At 67.7% G+C, this 16,383-nt stretch carries 17 protein-coding genes; 13 read left to right on the top strand and 4 right to left on the bottom strand.

Annotated features, from left to right (window positions below):
- Positions 1–10: 10 nt before the first annotated feature.
- From D0C15_RS28400 to D0C15_RS28385, 4 genes are all read left to right on the top strand, one after another.
- Complete coding sequence (locus D0C15_RS28400) at positions 11–1,276, top strand: aspartate kinase (protein WP_091678453.1); 1,266 nt, start codon at positions 11–13, stop codon at positions 1,274–1,276.
- Entirely contained in the window at positions 1,276–2,319 is a 1,044-nt protein-coding gene (locus tag D0C15_RS28395) for an aspartate-semialdehyde dehydrogenase (protein ID WP_116051197.1), read from the top strand. Before D0C15_RS28400 ends, D0C15_RS28395 begins: the two co-directional genes overlap by 1 nt.
- A gap of 131 nt (positions 2,320–2,450) precedes the next feature.
- Complete coding sequence (locus D0C15_RS28390) at positions 2,451–3,641, top strand: RtcB family protein (RefSeq protein ID WP_116051196.1); 1,191 nt, start codon at positions 2,451–2,453, stop codon at positions 3,639–3,641.
- Between the two features lie 24 nt (positions 3,642–3,665).
- Positions 3,666–4,067, top strand: a complete 402-nt coding sequence (locus D0C15_RS28385; RefSeq protein ID WP_245976338.1) for a hypothetical protein — start codon at positions 3,666–3,668, stop codon at positions 4,065–4,067.
- 3 nt (positions 4,068–4,070) lie between these two features.
- Here the strand turns inward: D0C15_RS28385 and D0C15_RS28380 are convergent, their stop codons facing one another.
- Positions 4,071–5,282, bottom strand: coding sequence for an MFS transporter (locus D0C15_RS28380; RefSeq protein ID WP_162830285.1), 1,212 nt, complete (start codon positions 5,280–5,282; stop codon positions 4,071–4,073).
- Positions 5,283–5,364: 82 nt separating this feature from the next.
- The gene (locus tag D0C15_RS28375) at positions 5,365–5,913 is read right to left on the bottom strand and encodes a DUF6226 family protein (protein WP_116051194.1); all 549 of its coding nucleotides are present in this window, start codon (positions 5,911–5,913) and stop codon (positions 5,365–5,367) included.
- A gap of 124 nt (positions 5,914–6,037) precedes the next feature.
- On the opposite strand from D0C15_RS28375, the gene D0C15_RS28370 reads away from it, so the two are divergent.
- The 4 genes from D0C15_RS28370 (at position 6,038) to D0C15_RS28355 (ending at position 9,894) form a co-directional block, all read left to right on the top strand.
- Positions 6,038–6,541 carry a Fur family transcriptional regulator gene (locus D0C15_RS28370; RefSeq protein ID WP_116051193.1) on the top strand — a complete coding sequence of 168 codons (504 nt, stop codon included), beginning with the start codon at positions 6,038–6,040 and terminating at the stop codon, positions 6,539–6,541.
- On the top strand, positions 6,538–7,980 hold the full coding sequence (locus tag D0C15_RS28365; RefSeq protein WP_116051192.1) for a catalase: 1,443 nt from the start codon (positions 6,538–6,540) through the stop codon (positions 7,978–7,980). The genes D0C15_RS28370 and D0C15_RS28365 overlap by 4 nt, the downstream gene beginning before the upstream one ends.
- 515 nt (positions 7,981–8,495) lie before the next feature.
- Positions 8,496–9,008: a hypothetical protein gene (locus D0C15_RS28360; protein ID WP_116051191.1), complete on the top strand. Its 513-nt coding sequence runs from the start codon at positions 8,496–8,498 to the stop codon at positions 9,006–9,008.
- A 379-nt stretch (positions 9,009–9,387) separates the two neighbouring features.
- A complete protein-coding gene (locus D0C15_RS28355; RefSeq protein ID WP_116051190.1) occupies positions 9,388–9,894 on the top strand; it encodes a hypothetical protein in 507 nt (168 codons plus the stop codon).
- Between the two features lie 90 nt (positions 9,895–9,984).
- Here D0C15_RS28355 and D0C15_RS28350 read toward each other — a convergent pair whose 3' ends face one another.
- On the bottom strand, positions 9,985–11,043 hold the full coding sequence (locus tag D0C15_RS28350; RefSeq protein ID WP_116051189.1) for an alpha/beta hydrolase: 1,059 nt from the start codon (positions 11,041–11,043) through the stop codon (positions 9,985–9,987).
- 126 nt (positions 11,044–11,169) lie between these two features.
- On the opposite strand from D0C15_RS28350, the gene D0C15_RS28345 reads away from it, so the two are divergent.
- The 3 genes from D0C15_RS28345 to D0C15_RS28335 all read left to right on the top strand — a co-directional run bounded on the left by D0C15_RS28345 (position 11,170) and on the right by D0C15_RS28335 (position 12,771).
- Complete coding sequence (locus D0C15_RS28345) at positions 11,170–11,742, top strand: NADPH-dependent FMN reductase (protein WP_116051188.1); 573 nt, start codon at positions 11,170–11,172, stop codon at positions 11,740–11,742.
- Positions 11,743–11,824: 82 nt separating this feature from the next.
- The gene (locus D0C15_RS28340; protein ID WP_116051187.1) at positions 11,825–12,250 is read left to right on the top strand and encodes an organic hydroperoxide resistance protein; all 426 of its coding nucleotides are present in this window, start codon (positions 11,825–11,827) and stop codon (positions 12,248–12,250) included.
- A 44-nt stretch (positions 12,251–12,294) separates the two neighbouring features.
- A complete protein-coding gene (locus D0C15_RS28335) occupies positions 12,295–12,771 on the top strand; it encodes a Dps family protein (RefSeq protein ID WP_116051186.1) in 477 nt (158 codons plus the stop codon).
- A gap of 102 nt (positions 12,772–12,873) precedes the next feature.
- Here the strand turns inward: D0C15_RS28335 and D0C15_RS28330 are convergent, their stop codons facing one another.
- Positions 12,874–14,718 carry a S9 family peptidase gene (locus D0C15_RS28330; protein ID WP_116051185.1) on the bottom strand — a complete coding sequence of 615 codons (1,845 nt, stop codon included), beginning with the start codon at positions 14,716–14,718 and terminating at the stop codon, positions 12,874–12,876.
- Between the two features lie 34 nt (positions 14,719–14,752).
- Here D0C15_RS28330 and D0C15_RS28325 point away from each other — a divergent pair, with 34 nt between their 5' ends.
- On the top strand, positions 14,753–15,484 hold the full coding sequence (locus D0C15_RS28325) for a class I SAM-dependent methyltransferase (RefSeq protein WP_245976333.1): 732 nt from the start codon (positions 14,753–14,755) through the stop codon (positions 15,482–15,484).
- 110 nt (positions 15,485–15,594) lie between these two features.
- Positions 15,595–16,098: a hypothetical protein gene (locus tag D0C15_RS28320; protein WP_116051183.1), complete on the top strand. Its 504-nt coding sequence runs from the start codon at positions 15,595–15,597 to the stop codon at positions 16,096–16,098.
- The last annotated feature ends 285 nt before the right edge of the window (positions 16,099–16,383 follow it).

Genomic DNA, 16,383 nt, shown 5'->3' with positions numbered 1-16,383 from the left:
GTTCGGGCCAGTGGCGCTCGTAGTCCAGAAGTACGGCGGTTCGTCGCTGGAGAGCGCTGACCGGATCAAGCGGGTGGCCGAGCGGATCGTGGCCACCAAGAAGGCCGGTAACGATGTGGTCGTTGTCTGCTCGGCGATGGGTGACACCACCGACGAGCTGCTCGATCTCGCGGAGCAGGTGAACCCGGTCCCGCCGGAGCGCGAGATGGACATGCTGCTCACCGCCGGTGAGCGCATCTCCAACGCGCTGGTCGCGATGGCGATCTCGGCGCAGGGCGCGGAAGCCTGGTCGTTCACCGGTTCCCAGGCAGGTGTCGTCACCACGTCGGTACACGGCAACGCGCGCATCATCGACGTCTCGCCGAGCCGGGTCAGCGAAGCTCTCGAGCAGGGATATATCGCGCTAGTAGCGGGTTTCCAGGGTGTCTCGCAGGACACAAAGGACATCACAACTCTCGGTCGCGGTGGTTCGGACGCCACCGCGGTGGCGCTGGCCGCGGCGCTGAACGCCGACGTGTGCGAGATCTACTCCGACGTCGACGGGGTGTACACCGCGGACCCGCGGATCGTGCCGGACGCGCGCAAGCTCGACACCGTCCCGTACGAGGAGATGCTCGAACTCGCGGCGAGCGGGGCGAAGGTCCTGATGCTGCGTTGTGTCGAGTACGCACGCCGCTACGGCGTGCCGATCCGTGTCCGTTCTTCCTATAGCGACAAGCCGGGCACGACGGTTACCGGCTCGATTGAGGAGATCCCCGTGGAACAGGCGTTGATCACCGGTGTGGCGCACGACCGGTCCGAAGCCAAGATCACCGTGACGGGCGTGCCGGACACCGCGGGTGCCGCGGCGCGCATCTTCCGCGTGGTCGCCGATGCCGAGATCGACATCGACATGGTGCTGCAGAACATCTCCAACACCAGCTCCGGCCGCACGGACATCACGTTCACCCTTTCCAGGGCGAACGGGCCGAAGGCGGTCGGCGAACTGGAGAAGATCAAGGCGGAGCTCGACTTCACCGCGGTGCTCTACGACGACCACGTCGGCAAGGTGTCCCTGGTTGGTGCCGGGATGCGTTCACATCCTGGCGTGACCGCGTCGTTCTGCGAGGCGCTGGCCAAGACCGGGGTGAACATCGAGATCATCAACACCTCGGAGATCCGCATCTCGGTACTCATCCGGGACGCGCAGGTGGACGACGCCGTGCGCGCGATCCACGAGGCGTTCGAACTCGGCGGCGACGAAGAAGCCGTCGTCTACGCGGGGAGTGGTCGCTGATGGCAGCCAATGGACTGCGAGTAGGAGTGGTCGGCGCGACCGGCCAGGTCGGAGCGGTGATGCGCCGCCTGCTCGAGGAGCGCGATTTCCCGATCGCGCAGATCCGGTTCTTCGCATCGGCACGGTCGGCGGGTAAGACCCTGCCGTTCAAGGGCGAGGACGTGCTGGTCGAGGACGCCGAGACGGCCGATCCGAGCGGTCTGGACATCGCGCTGTTCTCCGCGGGCGGGTCGACATCGAAGGCGCAGGCGCCCAGGTTCGCCGAGGCCGGCGTGACCGTGATCGACAACTCCTCCGCGTGGCGGCTTGATCCCGACGTCCCGCTGGTGGTCAGCGAGGTGAACCCGCAGGCGGTCAAGGACGCACGCAAGGGGATCATCGCCAACCCCAACTGCACGACCATGGCGGCCATGCCGGTGCTCAAGCCGTTGCACGACGAGGCCAAGCTGGTGCGGATGGTGGCCAGCAGCTACCAGGCCGTTTCCGGCAGTGGCCTGTCCGGCGTGGAGGAACTGGCCAGCCAGGTCAAGGCGGCGGGTGACCGTGGTCCCGAACTCACGCACGACGGTTCGGCCGTGGAACTCGGTGAGCCCGCGAAGTACGTTCGCCCGATCGCGTTCAACGTCCTCCCGATGGCCGGCTCCATTGTGGATGACGGAACTTTCGAGACGGATGAGGAACAGAAGCTCCGCAACGAGAGCCGCAAGATCCTCGACATTCCGGAACTCCTGGTGTCCGGTACCTGTGTGCGTGTTCCGGTGTTCACCGGCCACGCGCTTTCGATCAACGTCGAGTTCGACCGGCCGCTGAGTGTCGAGCGGGCGACCGAACTGTTGTCCTCTGCTTCCGGTGTGGAGCTGTCGGAGGTCCCGACGCCCCTGGAGGCCGCTGGCAAGGATGTCAGCTATGTGGGCCGGATCCGGCAGGATCCCGGCGTGCCGGACGGTCGCGGGCTCGCACTGTTCGTCACGGGTGACAACCTGCGCAAGGGTGCGGCGTTGAACACCGTGCAGATCGCGGAACTGATCGCCCAATCTGCCTGATTCTCGTGCCGTCAGGGCCATCCCGTTTTCGACGCGGGGTGGCCCTGTCTGCGTTCGACCCTCGTTAATCCGGTTGATTCCGGGACGGGCGGGTAGCACTCTTCGTGTTCGCCGCAAAGAGGGGAATGGACATGCATACCGCCGTCGAGGGCGCACGAGTACCTATTCGCATGTGGACGGATCCGGCCTCGGTCGAGGAGTCCGCGATGAACCAGCTCAGGAACGTCGCGAACCTGCCCTGGGTACACGGAGTCGCGGTGATGCCGGACGTGCACTACGGCAAGGGCGCGACGGTCGGCAGTGTCATCGCGATGCGCGACGCCGTCTCACCCGCCGCCGTCGGGGTGGACATCGGTTGTGGCATGAGCGCGGTACGAACCTCCCTGACCGCGACCGGCCTGCCCGATGACCTCGGAGTGTTGCGCAGGCGGATCGAGTCGCGCGTGCCGGTCGGGTTCGGCAGGCACAAGACGCCGGTGAACCCAGCGAGGGTGCACGGTGTCGGCGGCTGGGACAGGTTCTGGGCCGCGTTCGGTGACCTGCACCCAGGTGTGCAGGAGTTGCGGGAGCGCGCGGCGACCCAGGTCGGCAGCCTCGGTGGCGGTAACCACTTCATCGAGGTCTGTCTCGAGCAGGGCGGCGCTGACGAGGGCCGGGTCTGGCTGATGCTGCACTCGGGTTCGCGCAACATCGGCAAGGAACTGGCCGAGCGGCACATGTCCGTCGCGCGGAAGCTGCCGCACAACGCCGACCTGCCGGACCGCGATCTCGCGGTGTTCGTCGCGGGCACGCCCGAGATGGCGGCCTACCGCAGGGACCTGTTCTGGGCGCAGGATTACGCCGCGCGCAACCGCGCGACCATGGTCGCGCTGGTCAAGCAGGCCCTCGCCGACACGGTGCCCGGTGTGCGGTTCGACGACGCCATCTCTTGCCACCACAACTACGTCGCCGAGGAGACCTACGACGGCGTGGACGTGCTGGTGACCCGCAAGGGTGCGATCCGGGCCGGTTCCGGTGAGCTCGGCATCATCCCGGGGAGCATGGGCACGGGGTCCTACATCGTGCGCGGGCTGGGTAACGACACCTCGTTCCAGTCCGCCGCGCACGGCGCGGGACGGCGGATGTCGCGGACGAAGGCGAAGAAGATGTTCAGCGCAGCCGATCTCGCGGCACAGACCAGCGGAGTCGAGTGCCGCAAGGACACCGGTGTGGTGGACGAGATCCCCGCTGCCTACAAGGACATCGATTCGGTGATCGCGGCGCAGACCGATCTGGTGGAGGTCGTCGCGCACCTCAAGCAGGTCGTCTGCGTCAAGGGTTGAGCCCACCACCGGTAGGTTGGGGGAATGACAGGGCGAATGTGGGTACGACAGGTGGTTGGCGGCGCCGCACTGGCAGCGGTGTTGCCGTTGGCAGGCTGCACCGACGAGATCAACTCCGCGGTGGAGAAGGCCGACGGAGCCGCGAGCAAGGCGGGGGCGTGCACCGAGGCGCTCGGTATCGCGACCAGCTTCAATCCGGAGTCGCTCGATCCGCAGCAGGTGCGGGAACAGGCCGAGGAGAAGGCCAAGCGGCTGCAGGAACTGGGCAACAACGCGGCCGACGCGAACGTGCGGGAGACCCTGCTCGACATGGCCGACGGCTATGTGGAACTCGAGCGTAAGCAGGCCGAAGGCCTCGGCAACATCAGCGACTGGGTGCGCCGCAACACCGAGAACATCGAACGCCTGCGGCAGGTCTGCCTCTGAAGTTCAGCTGGTGCTCACCAGGCTCGCACTTTCCCGGGAAAGTGCGAGCCTGCGGTCCCGGTACTTGAACATTCCGCCGACGGCGGCCAGTGCGAGCCCTCCGATGCCGGCCGCGGCGAACCCCCATGCGGCCGAGGAGTGGTCCATCACGAAACCGACGGCAGGGGCACCGAGCGCCATGCCGATCCGCGTCGCGGAGTCCTGTAGCCCCATCGCCTCACCCCGCACTCCTGGCGGCGCGAGTTCGCTTACCGCCTCGGTGGTCGCCGAGAGTGTGGGAGCGCAGACGAGGTTCATCGGAATCAGGGCCAGCGCCAGCAACCACCACGGCTGATCGAACAGACCCACCGGAATCACCAGTACCGCGAGCAACACCATCAGTGGGAGTTGTGGCAGTGAGCGGTGGACCGCGCCGTGCACCAGGCCACCCGTCAGCGAAGCGACGCACATGACGGCGATGACCACTCCCGTCCAGGCGACCTCGCCGTTGTCCCGCAGCGCGGCCAGCGCCGCGAGTTCGGTGCCGATCAGGACGAACAGCGCGCCGCAGGCGATCAGCAGCGTGGCGGCCATCCTCCCGGTGAGCCAGGTCCGAATCGGTGGCCGCGAACCGCGCGCGGGGGCGGACTCCGCGACACCCCGGATCGGCGGGTTCAGCACGTACAACGCGACGGCGACCAGCCCGAACGCGATACCGATCCCGGTGAGCGCGACGGTCGAGGACAGTCGGGTGCTGATGAGGATGCCGGCCGCGGGCCCGACCATGAACGATGCCTCGATCGAGATCGTGTCCATGGCGAAGGCTGTTCGCCTCGCCGGTGGCGGCACCTTCGCCGAGATGATCTGCCGGGAGATCGACGAGGCGGGCACGATGAGAATCCCGGCAGGCAGGGCAACCGCCAGCAACACCGCGTATGACAGGTGCGGGGTGGCCAGCCAGTACAGGGTCGATGCCGTGCCACACACCGCGACAACGGGCCGCAGGCCGTAGCGGTCGATCATCCGGCCGACCAGCGGGGCACCCATCGCTGTGCCCACAGTGGTGGCGGTACCGACGAGACCTGCCGCGCCGTACCCGCGGCCGAGTTCGCTGACCACGTGCAGGGTCAGGGTGATGCCCATCGCGGTCATCGGCAGCCGGGCCACCAGCATCAGCAGCGTCGCGGTCGGCATTCCGGGAATTGCCAGGACACGGCGATACGGCTGCAACGACACGAGTTCCAGGAAACCGCGAGTTGGTACGACCGTGCAACTTATTTCCGGTGTTGCCCTGCTCGCATTCCGAACAGGAAGCGCGTCACCGTTGCGGCCAGGGTGCCCAGCGCTGCTCGTCACCGGGCATCTCGGCGCGTAACGCCCGCAGCCGCACTCTGTCGATCCTGTCCCGCGAGCTGCCGCCGCCATCGCGAGTGTGGTACCAGTGTTCGTGCCACCAGCTGCCGTCATGGACGAGCCGCCCCCCGAAGGTGCCCTCGGTAACGGCATCGATGCGCTCTCGTAGCAGTTCGGCGCACTCCTCGGTGGTCTCGTCGCACGCGTCGCAACCGCAGGCCGGCAGCTGCAGCGTTTCGGTGAGGCCCATGCGGACGAGCAGACCGGGGAACGAGGTGAACACCACTGTCAGTGTGGAGGCCGCCGGGTCGGCAGGCGCCAGCCGGACGACCGGTGCGGATCCGCCACCGTGGGGGTCGCTTTCGGTGGCCGTTTCCCTCGTCACCAGGAACCGTCGCGCCAGTTCGTCCAACAGGTCACGGGCGGCCGGGTGCGGCCGCGCATAGCGGTCCGGGTCGCTGACCCGGCTGTACGCCTCCGCCGGCGGGCCCGCATCGCCCCATCGGTCACCCATCTCCTCATCGTGAGTGGCCGGGGTGGCGAGGTCGAGGCATTATTCGCGGAAGCAGAGACGCCACCGCCTCGATCCGGGTCGTTTTCTTGACTGATTCCAGAAAACACGGCAGGCTGTAGGAGCCATGCCTCACCAGGACAGCCCCGTGCAGGGCACCCCCACAGTGGACCGTCTACGCGCGGCCGGTCTCCGGATCACCGCGCCGCGGGTCGCTGTGCTCGAGTGGCTCACCGACCATCCCCACACCACGGCCGATCAGGTCGCGACCGGGATCAGGCAGCGACTCGGCTCGGTGTCCACCCAGGCCGTCTACGACGTACTCGGTGCCTACGCGAAGGCCAGTCTGGTGCGGCGCATCGAACCGGCCGGTCATCCGGCCCGGTTCGAGACACGAACCGGGGACAACCACCATCACCTGGTCTGCCGGGGGTGCGGACGCACCGAGGACGTCGACTGCGTCCACGGCGCCGCCCCCTGCCTCGAACCCTCCTCCGCGGCGGGCTTCGTGGTCGAGGAGGCGGAGGTTGTCTTCTGGGGACTGTGCCCTGATTGCACTTCGAACAACGACTGTGCGGCGGCCGGGACTCCGGCCGCATCCGTCCACCACGACCAGGAGGGACCGGCGTGACCAAGCCGACCACCAACAACGTGGGCATTCCAGTAGCCAGCGACAACGATTCGCTGACCCTGGGTGCCAACGGCCCGATCCTGCTGCAGGACCACTACCTCATCGAGAAGAACGCCCAGTTCAACCGCGAGCGGGTGCCGGAGCGCGTGGTGCACGCGAAGGGTGGCGGTGCGTTCGGCTTCCTTGAGGTGACCGAGGACGTCAGCCAGTTCACCAGGGCGGCCGTCTTCCAGAAGGGCGCCCGTACCGACAGCCTGATCCGCTTCTCCACGGTCGCCGGTGAGCTCGGCTTCCCCGACACCGTGCGCGACCCGCGCGGTTTCGCGGTGAAGTTCTACACCTCCGAAGGCAACTACGACATCGTCGGCAACAACACGCCGGTCTTCTTCATCCGCGACCCGATCAAGTTCCCGGACTTCATCCACTCGCAGAAGCGCCGGGCCGACAACCACCTGCACGACCACGACATGCAGTGGGATTTCTGGACGCTGCGACCCGAGTCGGCGCACCAGGTGACCTGGCTGATGGGTGACCGCGGCCTGCCCAAGACCTGGCGGCATATGAACGGCTACGGCTCGCACACCTACCTGTGGGAGAACGCGGCAGGCGAGAAGTTCTGGGTCAAGTATCACTTCAAGACCGACCAGGGCATCGAGTTCCTCACCCAGGAGGAGGGCGACGCGCTGGCCGGGTCCGACCGGGACCACCACCTCGCCGACCTGTACAACAGCATCAAGGCCGGTGAGCACCCGAGCTGGACCCTGTACGTCCAGGTCATGCCGCACGACGAGGCCGCGGATTACCGGTTCAACCCGTTCGACCTGACCAAGGTGTGGCCGCACGGCGACTACCCGCTGATCAAGGTCGGCAAGTACACGCTGAACCGCAACCCGTCGAACTACTTCGCCGAGATCGAGCAGGCCGCGTTCGAGCCGGCCAACCTCGTCCCCGGCATCGGTCCGTCCCCGGACAAGATGCTGCTGGGCAGGCTGTTCGCCTACCCGGACGCGCACCGCTACCGGATCGGCCCGAACTACACCCAGCTCCCGGTGAACGCCGCGAAGTCCGAGGTGAACAGCTACTCCAAGGACGGCGCGATGCGCTACAGCAACCCGGGCGACCCGGTGTACGCACCGAACTCCTACGGCGGCCCACACGCGGACGCGGCGTTGGCCGGCGAGGCGGCGTCCGCCTACGGCGCTACCGGTGAGGTGTTGCGTACGGCCTACACGCTGCACGCCGAGGACGACGACTACGGCCAGCCGGGAACACTGGTGCGCGAGGTGATGGACGATGCCGCACGTGAGCGTCTGGTGAACAACATCGTCGGACACGCCAGCAACAACGTCTCCCAGCCCGTGCTGGATCGCGTCTTCGAGTACTGGCGCAATGTGGACAAGGGTGTCGGCGACAGGGTCGCCCAGGCGTTCGGGCAGTAACTCTCCCAGCGCAACTCTCCCACCACGAGGTAGGCGGCCCCGGTGCGTTCGCGTACCGGGGCCGCTGCCTGTCCGGTGGACGCCCTGCTGGAGCACCGAATCGGCGTGCTGAGTAGCCCTTCTCGAACACTGTCTAGCTGATGTGGGTGAGTCCGCTGCTGCGATCGGGTTTCTTACTGGACCCAATGTTGGACGGTCGAGAGGGAGACCGTGCGACACGCGGCCCGAATGGGGGAACCGGAGCCACAAATGTACTAGTGCGCCCATTCGAGTGCGATCGCTGTTTGATCGGGTGGGGTGATAACTGCCCGTCACTTCTAGTCACTCGGCTGGGGTGCTTCAGCTCGAAATCAAGAGTTACTTGATCATCCGTTGCGGGCAGATCGCGATCGGGTGAATTCGGCACGTGATGGTTTGAAATCCGTTCCGCGGAATTTTCGGCTGGTCAACCCACCGCACGATTGGTACCGATTGAAGCCGTTAGGTCTTGTTTTTCAATGGGCCGGAGGTACGGAATGAACGGAAAAATTGTGCGTTCGATCGCCGCGGTGGCCGTGGGCAGTTTGTTGCTGATGGTCACGGGCGGGATGGCGTCAGCGGGCACGGTGGGTGGCAAGGGCACGTCCAGCACCGAGGCGGCAGGCGCACAGGTACTGGAGCTGCGTGACCATCTCACCAAGGTGGCTTATGCGGGTGACGTCAAGTCCACGAAGGACGCACTGAAGCGGCTCGACCCACTGCTCGGCGATCTTTCCGCAGGTCAGGTCTACGCCATCCAGGCGGAGGCGCAGGAGACGGCAGGAACGGCCCAGGGCTACCGCAGTGAGACCTCGCGGGTCCTCGCCGATCCTTCGACCACCCCGCGGCAGGTCCCGTCGGTGCCGGGATTGCCGCCGCTGCCAGATCCGCTATCGATGGTGAGTGATCTGCTGCAGACGCTGCTGGCCACGCTGACCAGCCTGATCAGCGGGCTGCTCGGATCCGCGCCCGCGCTGCCGGTGCCGGTTCCGGAGGTCCCGGTGCCCTGAGTAGGTTCCGGTCGCCTTTCCAGCGGAGAGGCGGAATCCGGCGCAGCCACCGCCGCGCCGGATTCCGCCGGGTCAACAGCCGGGACACGCGAGCTGGGTGGGTGATCCGCTGGTGAGAACCACGACTGCATTCTTGTGGGTTAGTGGCGAGTGTCGCGGAGTGATCGGCGGACGTTGAGTGACGCTCTGCCGGTTTTTTTCGTGCCCGTTAACCCCGTAAGCCCGATCCTGCTTCATCCTTTGTGATTTCGCCCAATCGATCTCGGATCCACCACGTGAGTAGGGTAATTCGTCCTTGCCGGTGTACGGCTGGTGCTTCTTTGGCGCGCTTGCTATCGATTGAAGCCGCTGGAGTTTTTCCGGAGGCCGGGAGGTAGGGATGAAAAGCAGATTCGCCCGCTCGATCGCCGCGATAGCTGTCGGTGCAATGCTGGTGGTTTCAGCGGCGGGTATGGCGTCGGCGAGCGTCGTGGACAACGGCAAGGGCACGTCGGGGACAGAGGCCGCGGGCGCTCTTGTGCTGGAGTTGCGCGACCGCCTGGCCGAGGCCGCGTATGCCGGGGATGTCAGTTCCACGAAGGACGCGCTGAGGCGGCTCGAACCGCTGCTGGGAGACCTCTCCTCGGGTGAGGCATACGTCATTCAGGCCGAGGCGCGGGAAACCGCGGGCGAAGCCCAGACCCAGCGTGATGAGAACGCCCGGGTGCTCGCCGACCCGGCCACCGCACCCCGGCAGGTGCCCGCTCCACCAGGACTGCCGCCGCTGCCGGATCCCCTCACCATGTTGAACGGGCTCCTGCAGAGCCTGCTGCAGACGCTGTCCAACTTGCTGATCAGCCTGCTCGGCCCGCTGCCCGTGCCTCCGATTCCAGTTCCGGCGCCCTAGCGGAGCGAACGATCACCGGGGCGGGGCCGGGATCCGGCGCGATCAACTTCGTGTGCCGGATCCCGGCTTCGGCGTTCCCTGCCGCTGCCCTCAGCCGGGTCCGCGCCGGCTGAGGCCGACGCGGAGGGCGCCCGCGGCTTCGGCGGTCGCCTCGGTGAAGCGCCTGCCGATACCGAGGAAGTTCACGTAGCCGTGGATCAGGTCGGCATGCCTGCTCAACGCCACCGGCACGCCGGCCTCCGCGAGCCGCTCAGCGTAGGTCTCGCCCTCGTCGCGCAGCGGGTCGAAGCCCGCGGTGGCGATGTATGCGGGCGGCAGGCCGGTCAGGTCCTCGGTCAGTAAGGGCGACATACGCGGGTCGGTGCGATCGATCCCCTCCGGGGCGTAGTGGTCGAGGAACCAGGTCATGTTCTCGTCGGTGAGGAAGAAGCCGTTACCGAACAACTCCCTGGAACGCCGCCGCACGCTCGCGTCGACAGCCGGGTAGAACAGCAGCTGGAAGGCGGGCGCTGGGCCGCCTCTGTGGGTGGCTTCCTGTGCCACGACGGCTGCCAGGTTGCCGCCGGCACTGTCGCCGCCCACGGCGATCCGGGCCGGGTCCGCCCCGAGTTCGCCCGCCTTCGCGTATGCGTAGTCGAAAGCCGCGAGAGCGTCGTCCGGCGCCGCGGGAAAAGGGGCCTCCGGGGCCAGGCGGTACTCGACCGACAGGACACGCACACCCGCGCGGTCCGCCAGGAACCGGGCCGTGTTGTCGTGGCTCTCGCGGTTGCCGATCACCCAGCCGCCGCCGTGGTAGAAGACCAGCAGCCCGGACGGCGAGTCCAGCCCTTCGGGCGTGTAGAGCGTCGCCGGGATGGTGCCGTGTGGCGCCGGAATCGAGATCTCGCTGGTGCCGACCGGTTCGATCGGTTTTCCGCTCACCAGGTGCCTGCTGAGGGCGAGTTCGGCCCGGGACGCGGCAACGTCCGCCTTGGCGAGTTGCGTGCCGGAGAGTTGTTGCATGCGCAGCAGGAGCTGGGCGTCGAGTGCGAGTTCCTGCCCGTCCAGCCGGATCGGCCCGCCAGCGATGAGCCTGCGCAGCGGCCGGGGAAGCGCGTAGAGCAGCTGGGCGGCGGCGGCCTGCGCCCGGATCGGGAGCGGTATCGACATGTGTTCCTCCTGTGGCGGACGTATGCCACAGAGGTTACCCGTGAGTAAGTTTCGGGGCCAGATGTGAGCGAGAACTCCGTCTCCTGGCGTGGCCCTCAACCTAACTGGAGGGTCTAGCCTCGGGGGGTGACTTCTTCCTCCACGATCAATGTGCTCGGTATCGGTGGCTCACTCAGGGACGGTTCGCAGTCGGAACGGGCACTGAGTATCGCGCTGGCCGGTGCGGCGGAGATGGGCGCGAACACATCGGCTTTCACCGGGGCCAAGCTCGCCCTGCCGTTCTACGACGTCATGGTGCCCGAGCGATCGGCGGAGGCGTCCGAACTGGTGGAGGCGGTGCGCGCGGCCGACGGGCTGATCGTCGTCTCCCCCGGCTACCACGGAGCTCTGTCCGGCCTGGTGAAGAACGCGCTGGACTACGTCGAGGACCTGCGCCCTGACGAGCGGCCGTATCTGCACGGCAGGGGCGTTGGGCTGGTCGCCGTGGCGCACGGCTGGCAGGCGGCGGTCACGACGCTGGATCAGCTGCGCACGATCACCCACGCACTTCGTGGCTGGCCGACTCCGCTCGGCGGGGCGGTGAACAGCGCCGAGGTCAAGTTCGACGAGGCCGGTGGCGCTTCCGAGGAGCGCGTCGTGGAGACCCTCCGGCTGATCGGCAGGCAGGTCGTCGAATTCGCCCGAACGCGGCAGTCCTGAACCTGCGGTGATTCACACCCCAGGCTTCTGGGTAGTCCGGGATCAAGTGCTGCCCGACGGAAGCAGGGGAGGAACGCCCAGCATGGCCGAAGCGATGTACACCGCCGAGGCGACCGCGCGTGGCGACGGACGCAACGGCGAGGTCACCTCGTCGGACGGTCAGATCGACGAGAAACTCGCGGTCCCGCAGGAGATGGGTGGGCCGGGTGGTGAGTTCACCAATCCCGAGCAGCTGTTCGCCGCCGGATACGCGGCGTGTTTCCACGGCGCGTTGCGCCAGGTGGCGAAGCAGGCCGGCGTGGACGTCGATGGGTCGAGTGTCTCGGCGCGAGTCGGAATCGGGAAGACCGAGGCGGGCAGATTCGCCCTCACCGTGGCGTTGAACTCGGTGTTGCCCGGGATGGAACAGGGCAAGGCCGACGAGCTGGTCGCCCAGGCCCACCAGGTGTGCCCCTACTCCAACGCCACCAGGGGAAACATCCGAGTCGAGGTCAGCGCGACCACCTGAACCGAACAAGACGCCGGCCACCACTACTCGAGAGGACGCGCAAGATGGCCAACTCGCCGATCAAGAGCCCGCTGAACGAAAGCGACAAGGAAGTCACCGGAAACGTCCTGCAGGCCACGCTGGTCGACCTGATCGACCTTTCACTGATCGCCAAGCAGGCCCACTGGAACGTCGTCGGTAAGAACTTCCGCAGCGTTCACCTCCAGCTCGACGAGCTCGTCAGCGTCGCGCGCACTTACACCGACGAGGTGGCCGAGCGCGCCAACGCCATCGGTGTCTCACCGAACGGCAAGTCGAAGACCGTGGTGGAGAGTTCCGGACTGCCCGAATACCCGGACAACTGGCAGTCCGACGACGCGACCGTCTCCGCGATCGTGGACATCCTGGCCGATCTGATCCAGCGGCTGCGCAAGCGTATCGACGATACGGACAAGAGCGACCTGGTGACCCAGGACCTGCTCATCGAACTCACCGACAAGCTGGAGCAGGCGCACTGGATGTGGCAGGCCCAGCAGGCCTGATCGGCTCGCCCAGCCACCACGCCCAGCAGCACGCCCGCGCCACCACGGCCACTCAGGAGGCAATGCCCCGGAGTGGCCGTGTAGCGCGTTCGGCCCGGATGTTCAGCGCAGGCCGACGGCACGCTGGGCGAAGTAGACCTCGATCGCCACCTGGTTGACCGTCTCCGCGATGACGAGTGAGCCGTGGCCCGCGTCGTAGCGGTAGAACTCGAACGGCACCTTCCGTGCGGCCAGACGGTTCAGGTAGTTCTCGATCTGCCGGATCGGGCATCGCGGGTCGTTGTCCCCCGCGAGGACGAGCACGGGCGCCTTGACCGCCTCCACGTAGGTGATCGGCGAGCACTCGTCGTAGACGGCGGGAATGTCCTCGGGAGTACCGCCGAACAACGCCCGGTCGAACGAGCGCAACTGCTCCATCTCGTCCTCGTAGGCCGCGACGTAGTCGGCGACGGGCACGCCTGCCACCCCGCCTGCCCACCGGTCCGGCTGCGTACCCAGCGCCAGCAGGCTGAGGTAACCGCCCCAGGACGCGCCGTTGACCACGCAGCGTTCCGGATCGGCGAGGCCGCTGTTCACCGCCCAGTCGTGTAAGGCGGCGACGTCCTCGAGCTCGGTCAATCCCGGCCTGCCCTCGATGGCATCGCGCCAGGTGGAGCCGTAGCCGGTCGAGCCGCGGTAGTTCACCTCCACCACCGCGAAGCCCGCGTCCAGCCAAACGGCGCGATAGGCGGAGAAGCGGTCCTCGTCCGCCGCGTGCGGCCCGCCATGGAGGCTGAACAGCGTCGGCAGCGGGCCGTCGGGAGCGCCTTCTGGGCGGGACACCAACGCGTGAATCTGCCCACCGGCGCCCTCGACGAAGGCGTCGGTCACCGGCGCAGATCCAGGGGCGGGTTCGCCGGGAGGCTGCAGCAGTACCCGGTCCTCGCCCTCCGGGGCCCGCGCGCGGATCAGCGGCGGAGTGGCCGCGCTGGACCAGGAGTACTCGACCGTCCCGTCCGGGCGCACCCCCGCACCGCCGATCCGGCCCGGTGGGGTGTCCAGCGCGCTCAGCGCGCCGGTGGCGAGGTCGTAGCGATGCAGTGAACTGCGCCCCTGGTGGAAGTGCACCACGAGCAGCGCGCTGGCGTCCGGGTACCAGGTCGCGACGACCTCGCCGGGCAGGCCGAGATCCAGTTCGGTCTCGGCATCGGCGTCGACGTCCCAGATCAGCAACTCCTCACGACCCCTGCGCTCGTGCAGTACGAGCAGCCGGGAGTCGCCGTGCACCGGGGAGAACTCCAGCGCGGCGAGGCCCTTGCCCTCGCCGTCCCACTTGTCCACGACGGTGCTGAAGTCCGTGGCCGTGAGCACGCGGACCGCCGGGTGCCGGGAGTCACCGTGCTCGGAGTGCGAGATGGCGAGCAGACGTTCGTCGCGGGACAGCGCGGAGATCGATGCGTCGTCGTCGGTGCTGTAGAAGCGGGTCGTCTTACCGGCGGAGTGGGCGTACAGCGCACTGCCCTCGTCGGTGGAGACGCCGATGGCGATGAGTTCGTGCCCGATCTCGAGTCCGGCGGGGTAGCCGTCGGGGACGTCGGCGATCGCGGGCTCGGGTTCGCCGGGGCCGGTGAAGGGCTGGCGCACCCAGGAGCCGAACTCGTCCCCGTCGGTGTCGTTGAACCACCAGATCCACGTGCCGTCCGGCGAGAGCGTGGAGTGCAACGTGCCGTTCGGCCGGTCGGTGACCTTGCGGTGCTCGTCTGTGGTCCGGTTCCAGGCGTAGACCTCCCAGACCCCGCTGACGTTGGAGACGTAGAGGTTGGCCTCCGCGGCGTCGAGTGCCCATTCGGGCGCCGACATGCGGGCGGCGTGGAAACGTGCACGCCAGCGGGCCTCCGCGGCTGAGTCGTCGAAAAGGTGCTGGGGGACCAGGGCGGGCGGGTACTGGGTAACTGGCTGCGTGGTCACCCCACGATCCTGCCACTTCCGTAGGGTTACCAGGGTGCTGGATGGTGACGTGCCGGGTGACGCGGGTTTCGTGCTGCCGTTGCTGCGGCCGGGGATGCGGGTGCTCGACGTAGGATGCGGGCTCGGCGCGGTCACGCTGGGTTTCGGTACGGCTGTCCATCCGGTCCAGGTACTCGGGGTCGACCCCGAACCGGAGCGGCTCGTCCGGGCGGGTGGAGTCGCGCGCAGGCGCGGAATTTCCACTGTGGACTTCGCGGCCGGCGCAGCGTTCCGGCTTCCTGTGCAGGACACGGCCTTCGATGTGGTGTTCGCGCACGCCCTGATCGAGCGGACGAAGGATCCGGGAGACCTGCTGGCCGAACTGTTCCGGGTGCTCCGCCCGGGAGGCACCCTCGCACTATCCACATCGGACTGGAGTCGGGCCAAGCTCCGGCCGAGGACGGCGAACGTCGACGCCGCCCTGCGTGGATATTTCCTGTTGCTGCGTGCGAGAGGTGAGGATCCGTTCGCCGGAAGGCGGGTCGCGGAGCACGTCGAGCGAGCCGGGTTCGGCGACGTCAGGGCGAGGTCACGGCACCGTCCAGGGCTGGAGTACCGGGTGCTCGCGGAACGGGTCGAGTCGGGGCTGGCCGAGGCACTGCGGACACCGGGCGCCCCGAACCCGCAGCTGGCCAGTGCCGCCCGTTCGGCATGGAGCTGGGCACGTGGTGGCGGCGGGGAGTTCAGCCAGTGCTGGACCGAACTGGTGGCGACCCGGGGGGCCTGAGAACCGTTCACCGCGTCTGTGTCAGCTGGGTCGGAAAGCAACCTTGTCCCACGCGGGGGCGTCCTTGCAGTGAGGCGCCGATGGTGCCGCGAGTCGGGGAGCTGAGGACGATGGGCACGCGGAAGATGTTGATCGCCGGGTCGGTCGCGCTGGTCCTGGTGGGCACCGCCACCGCCACCGCGCAGGCGGAGGATCCCTGGACGCTCGGTCCGGACGGCTACAAGCAACTCCTGCTGCACCAGCCGGAGCGGGCGGCGGAGGCCACGGGACTGCTCGTGGACAAGCAGGCGGACACGCGATGCCACATGTTCCACCTGCGCCCGGGAGAGGGGCAGACGAACGTCGGCAGCGGGGTTTTCGTCGATCCGGCACAGGGTGTGGTGATGATCGGCGGCACGGCGAAGTCACACACCCCGGAGGGGGTCAGCATCGGTTCGAGCCTGGCCGAGGTGCGCGCCGCGTATCCGGCGTTGACGACGGTGCCGCCGATGTCCTGGGTCTACCACGCGCGAGTGGCGGGGCGCCCCGACGCCCGCTACCGCTTCGCCTTCGACGAGAACGACCAGATAGCCGACTTCGCCCTGGAATCCACCAAGAAGAACGCCTGCACCTAACCGGCAGAACATGTCCCCAATGTGGCATTGGGGAACTTGAACGTCCCCAATGCCACATTGGGAACATAAAGCGGCACCCCTCCGGCAGGCGGCAGACGTCCCCCCCGCCCCGCCGCTCGCGGAGCGAGCCACGCCCCGACGCTCGCAGAGCGAGCTCCGCCCTCGACGCTCGCCGAGCGAGCCCCCCCCCCCGACGCCCGCAGATCGAGCTCCCGGCGCCGACGCCCGCCGAGCGAGCCCGCACCGTGGGGGCCCGGGGGGCCCCGCCCCCCGCGCCGTCCACAA

The organism is Amycolatopsis palatopharyngis, assembly GCF_003385185.1.
GTDB classification, from domain to species: Bacteria; Actinomycetota; Actinomycetes; order Mycobacteriales; family Pseudonocardiaceae; genus Amycolatopsis; species Amycolatopsis palatopharyngis.
Note: the sequence above shows the minus strand (reverse complement) of the source record. Positions and strands in the feature narration are given on the sequence as shown.

Bases quoted from the DNA above. Each gene is read 5' to 3' on its own strand.
- D0C15_RS28355 (WP_116051190.1), top strand. From the start codon at position 9,388: ATGAAAAGCAGATTCGCCCGCTCGATCGCCGCGATAGCTGTCGGTGCA.
- D0C15_RS28390 (WP_116051196.1), top strand. From the start codon at position 2,451: ATGCATACCGCCGTCGAGGGCGCACGAGTACCTATTCGCATGTGGACG.
- D0C15_RS28375 (WP_116051194.1), bottom strand. From the start codon at position 5,913: ATGGGTGACCGATGGGGCGATGCGGGCCCGCCGGCGGAGGCGTACAGC.
- D0C15_RS28370 (WP_116051193.1), top strand. From the start codon at position 6,038: ATGCCTCACCAGGACAGCCCCGTGCAGGGCACCCCCACAGTGGACCGT.
- D0C15_RS28360 (WP_116051191.1), top strand. From the start codon at position 8,496: ATGAACGGAAAAATTGTGCGTTCGATCGCCGCGGTGGCCGTGGGCAGT.
- D0C15_RS28385 (WP_245976338.1), top strand. From the start codon at position 3,666: ATGACAGGGCGAATGTGGGTACGACAGGTGGTTGGCGGCGCCGCACTG.
- D0C15_RS28335 (WP_116051186.1), top strand. From the start codon at position 12,295: ATGGCCAACTCGCCGATCAAGAGCCCGCTGAACGAAAGCGACAAGGAA.
- D0C15_RS28350 (WP_116051189.1), bottom strand. From the start codon at position 11,043: ATGTCGATACCGCTCCCGATCCGGGCGCAGGCCGCCGCCGCCCAGCTG.
- D0C15_RS28320 (WP_116051183.1), top strand. From the start codon at position 15,595: ATGGGCACGCGGAAGATGTTGATCGCCGGGTCGGTCGCGCTGGTCCTG.
- D0C15_RS28340 (WP_116051187.1), top strand. From the start codon at position 11,825: ATGGCCGAAGCGATGTACACCGCCGAGGCGACCGCGCGTGGCGACGGA.
- D0C15_RS28395 (WP_116051197.1), top strand. From the start codon at position 1,276: ATGGCAGCCAATGGACTGCGAGTAGGAGTGGTCGGCGCGACCGGCCAG.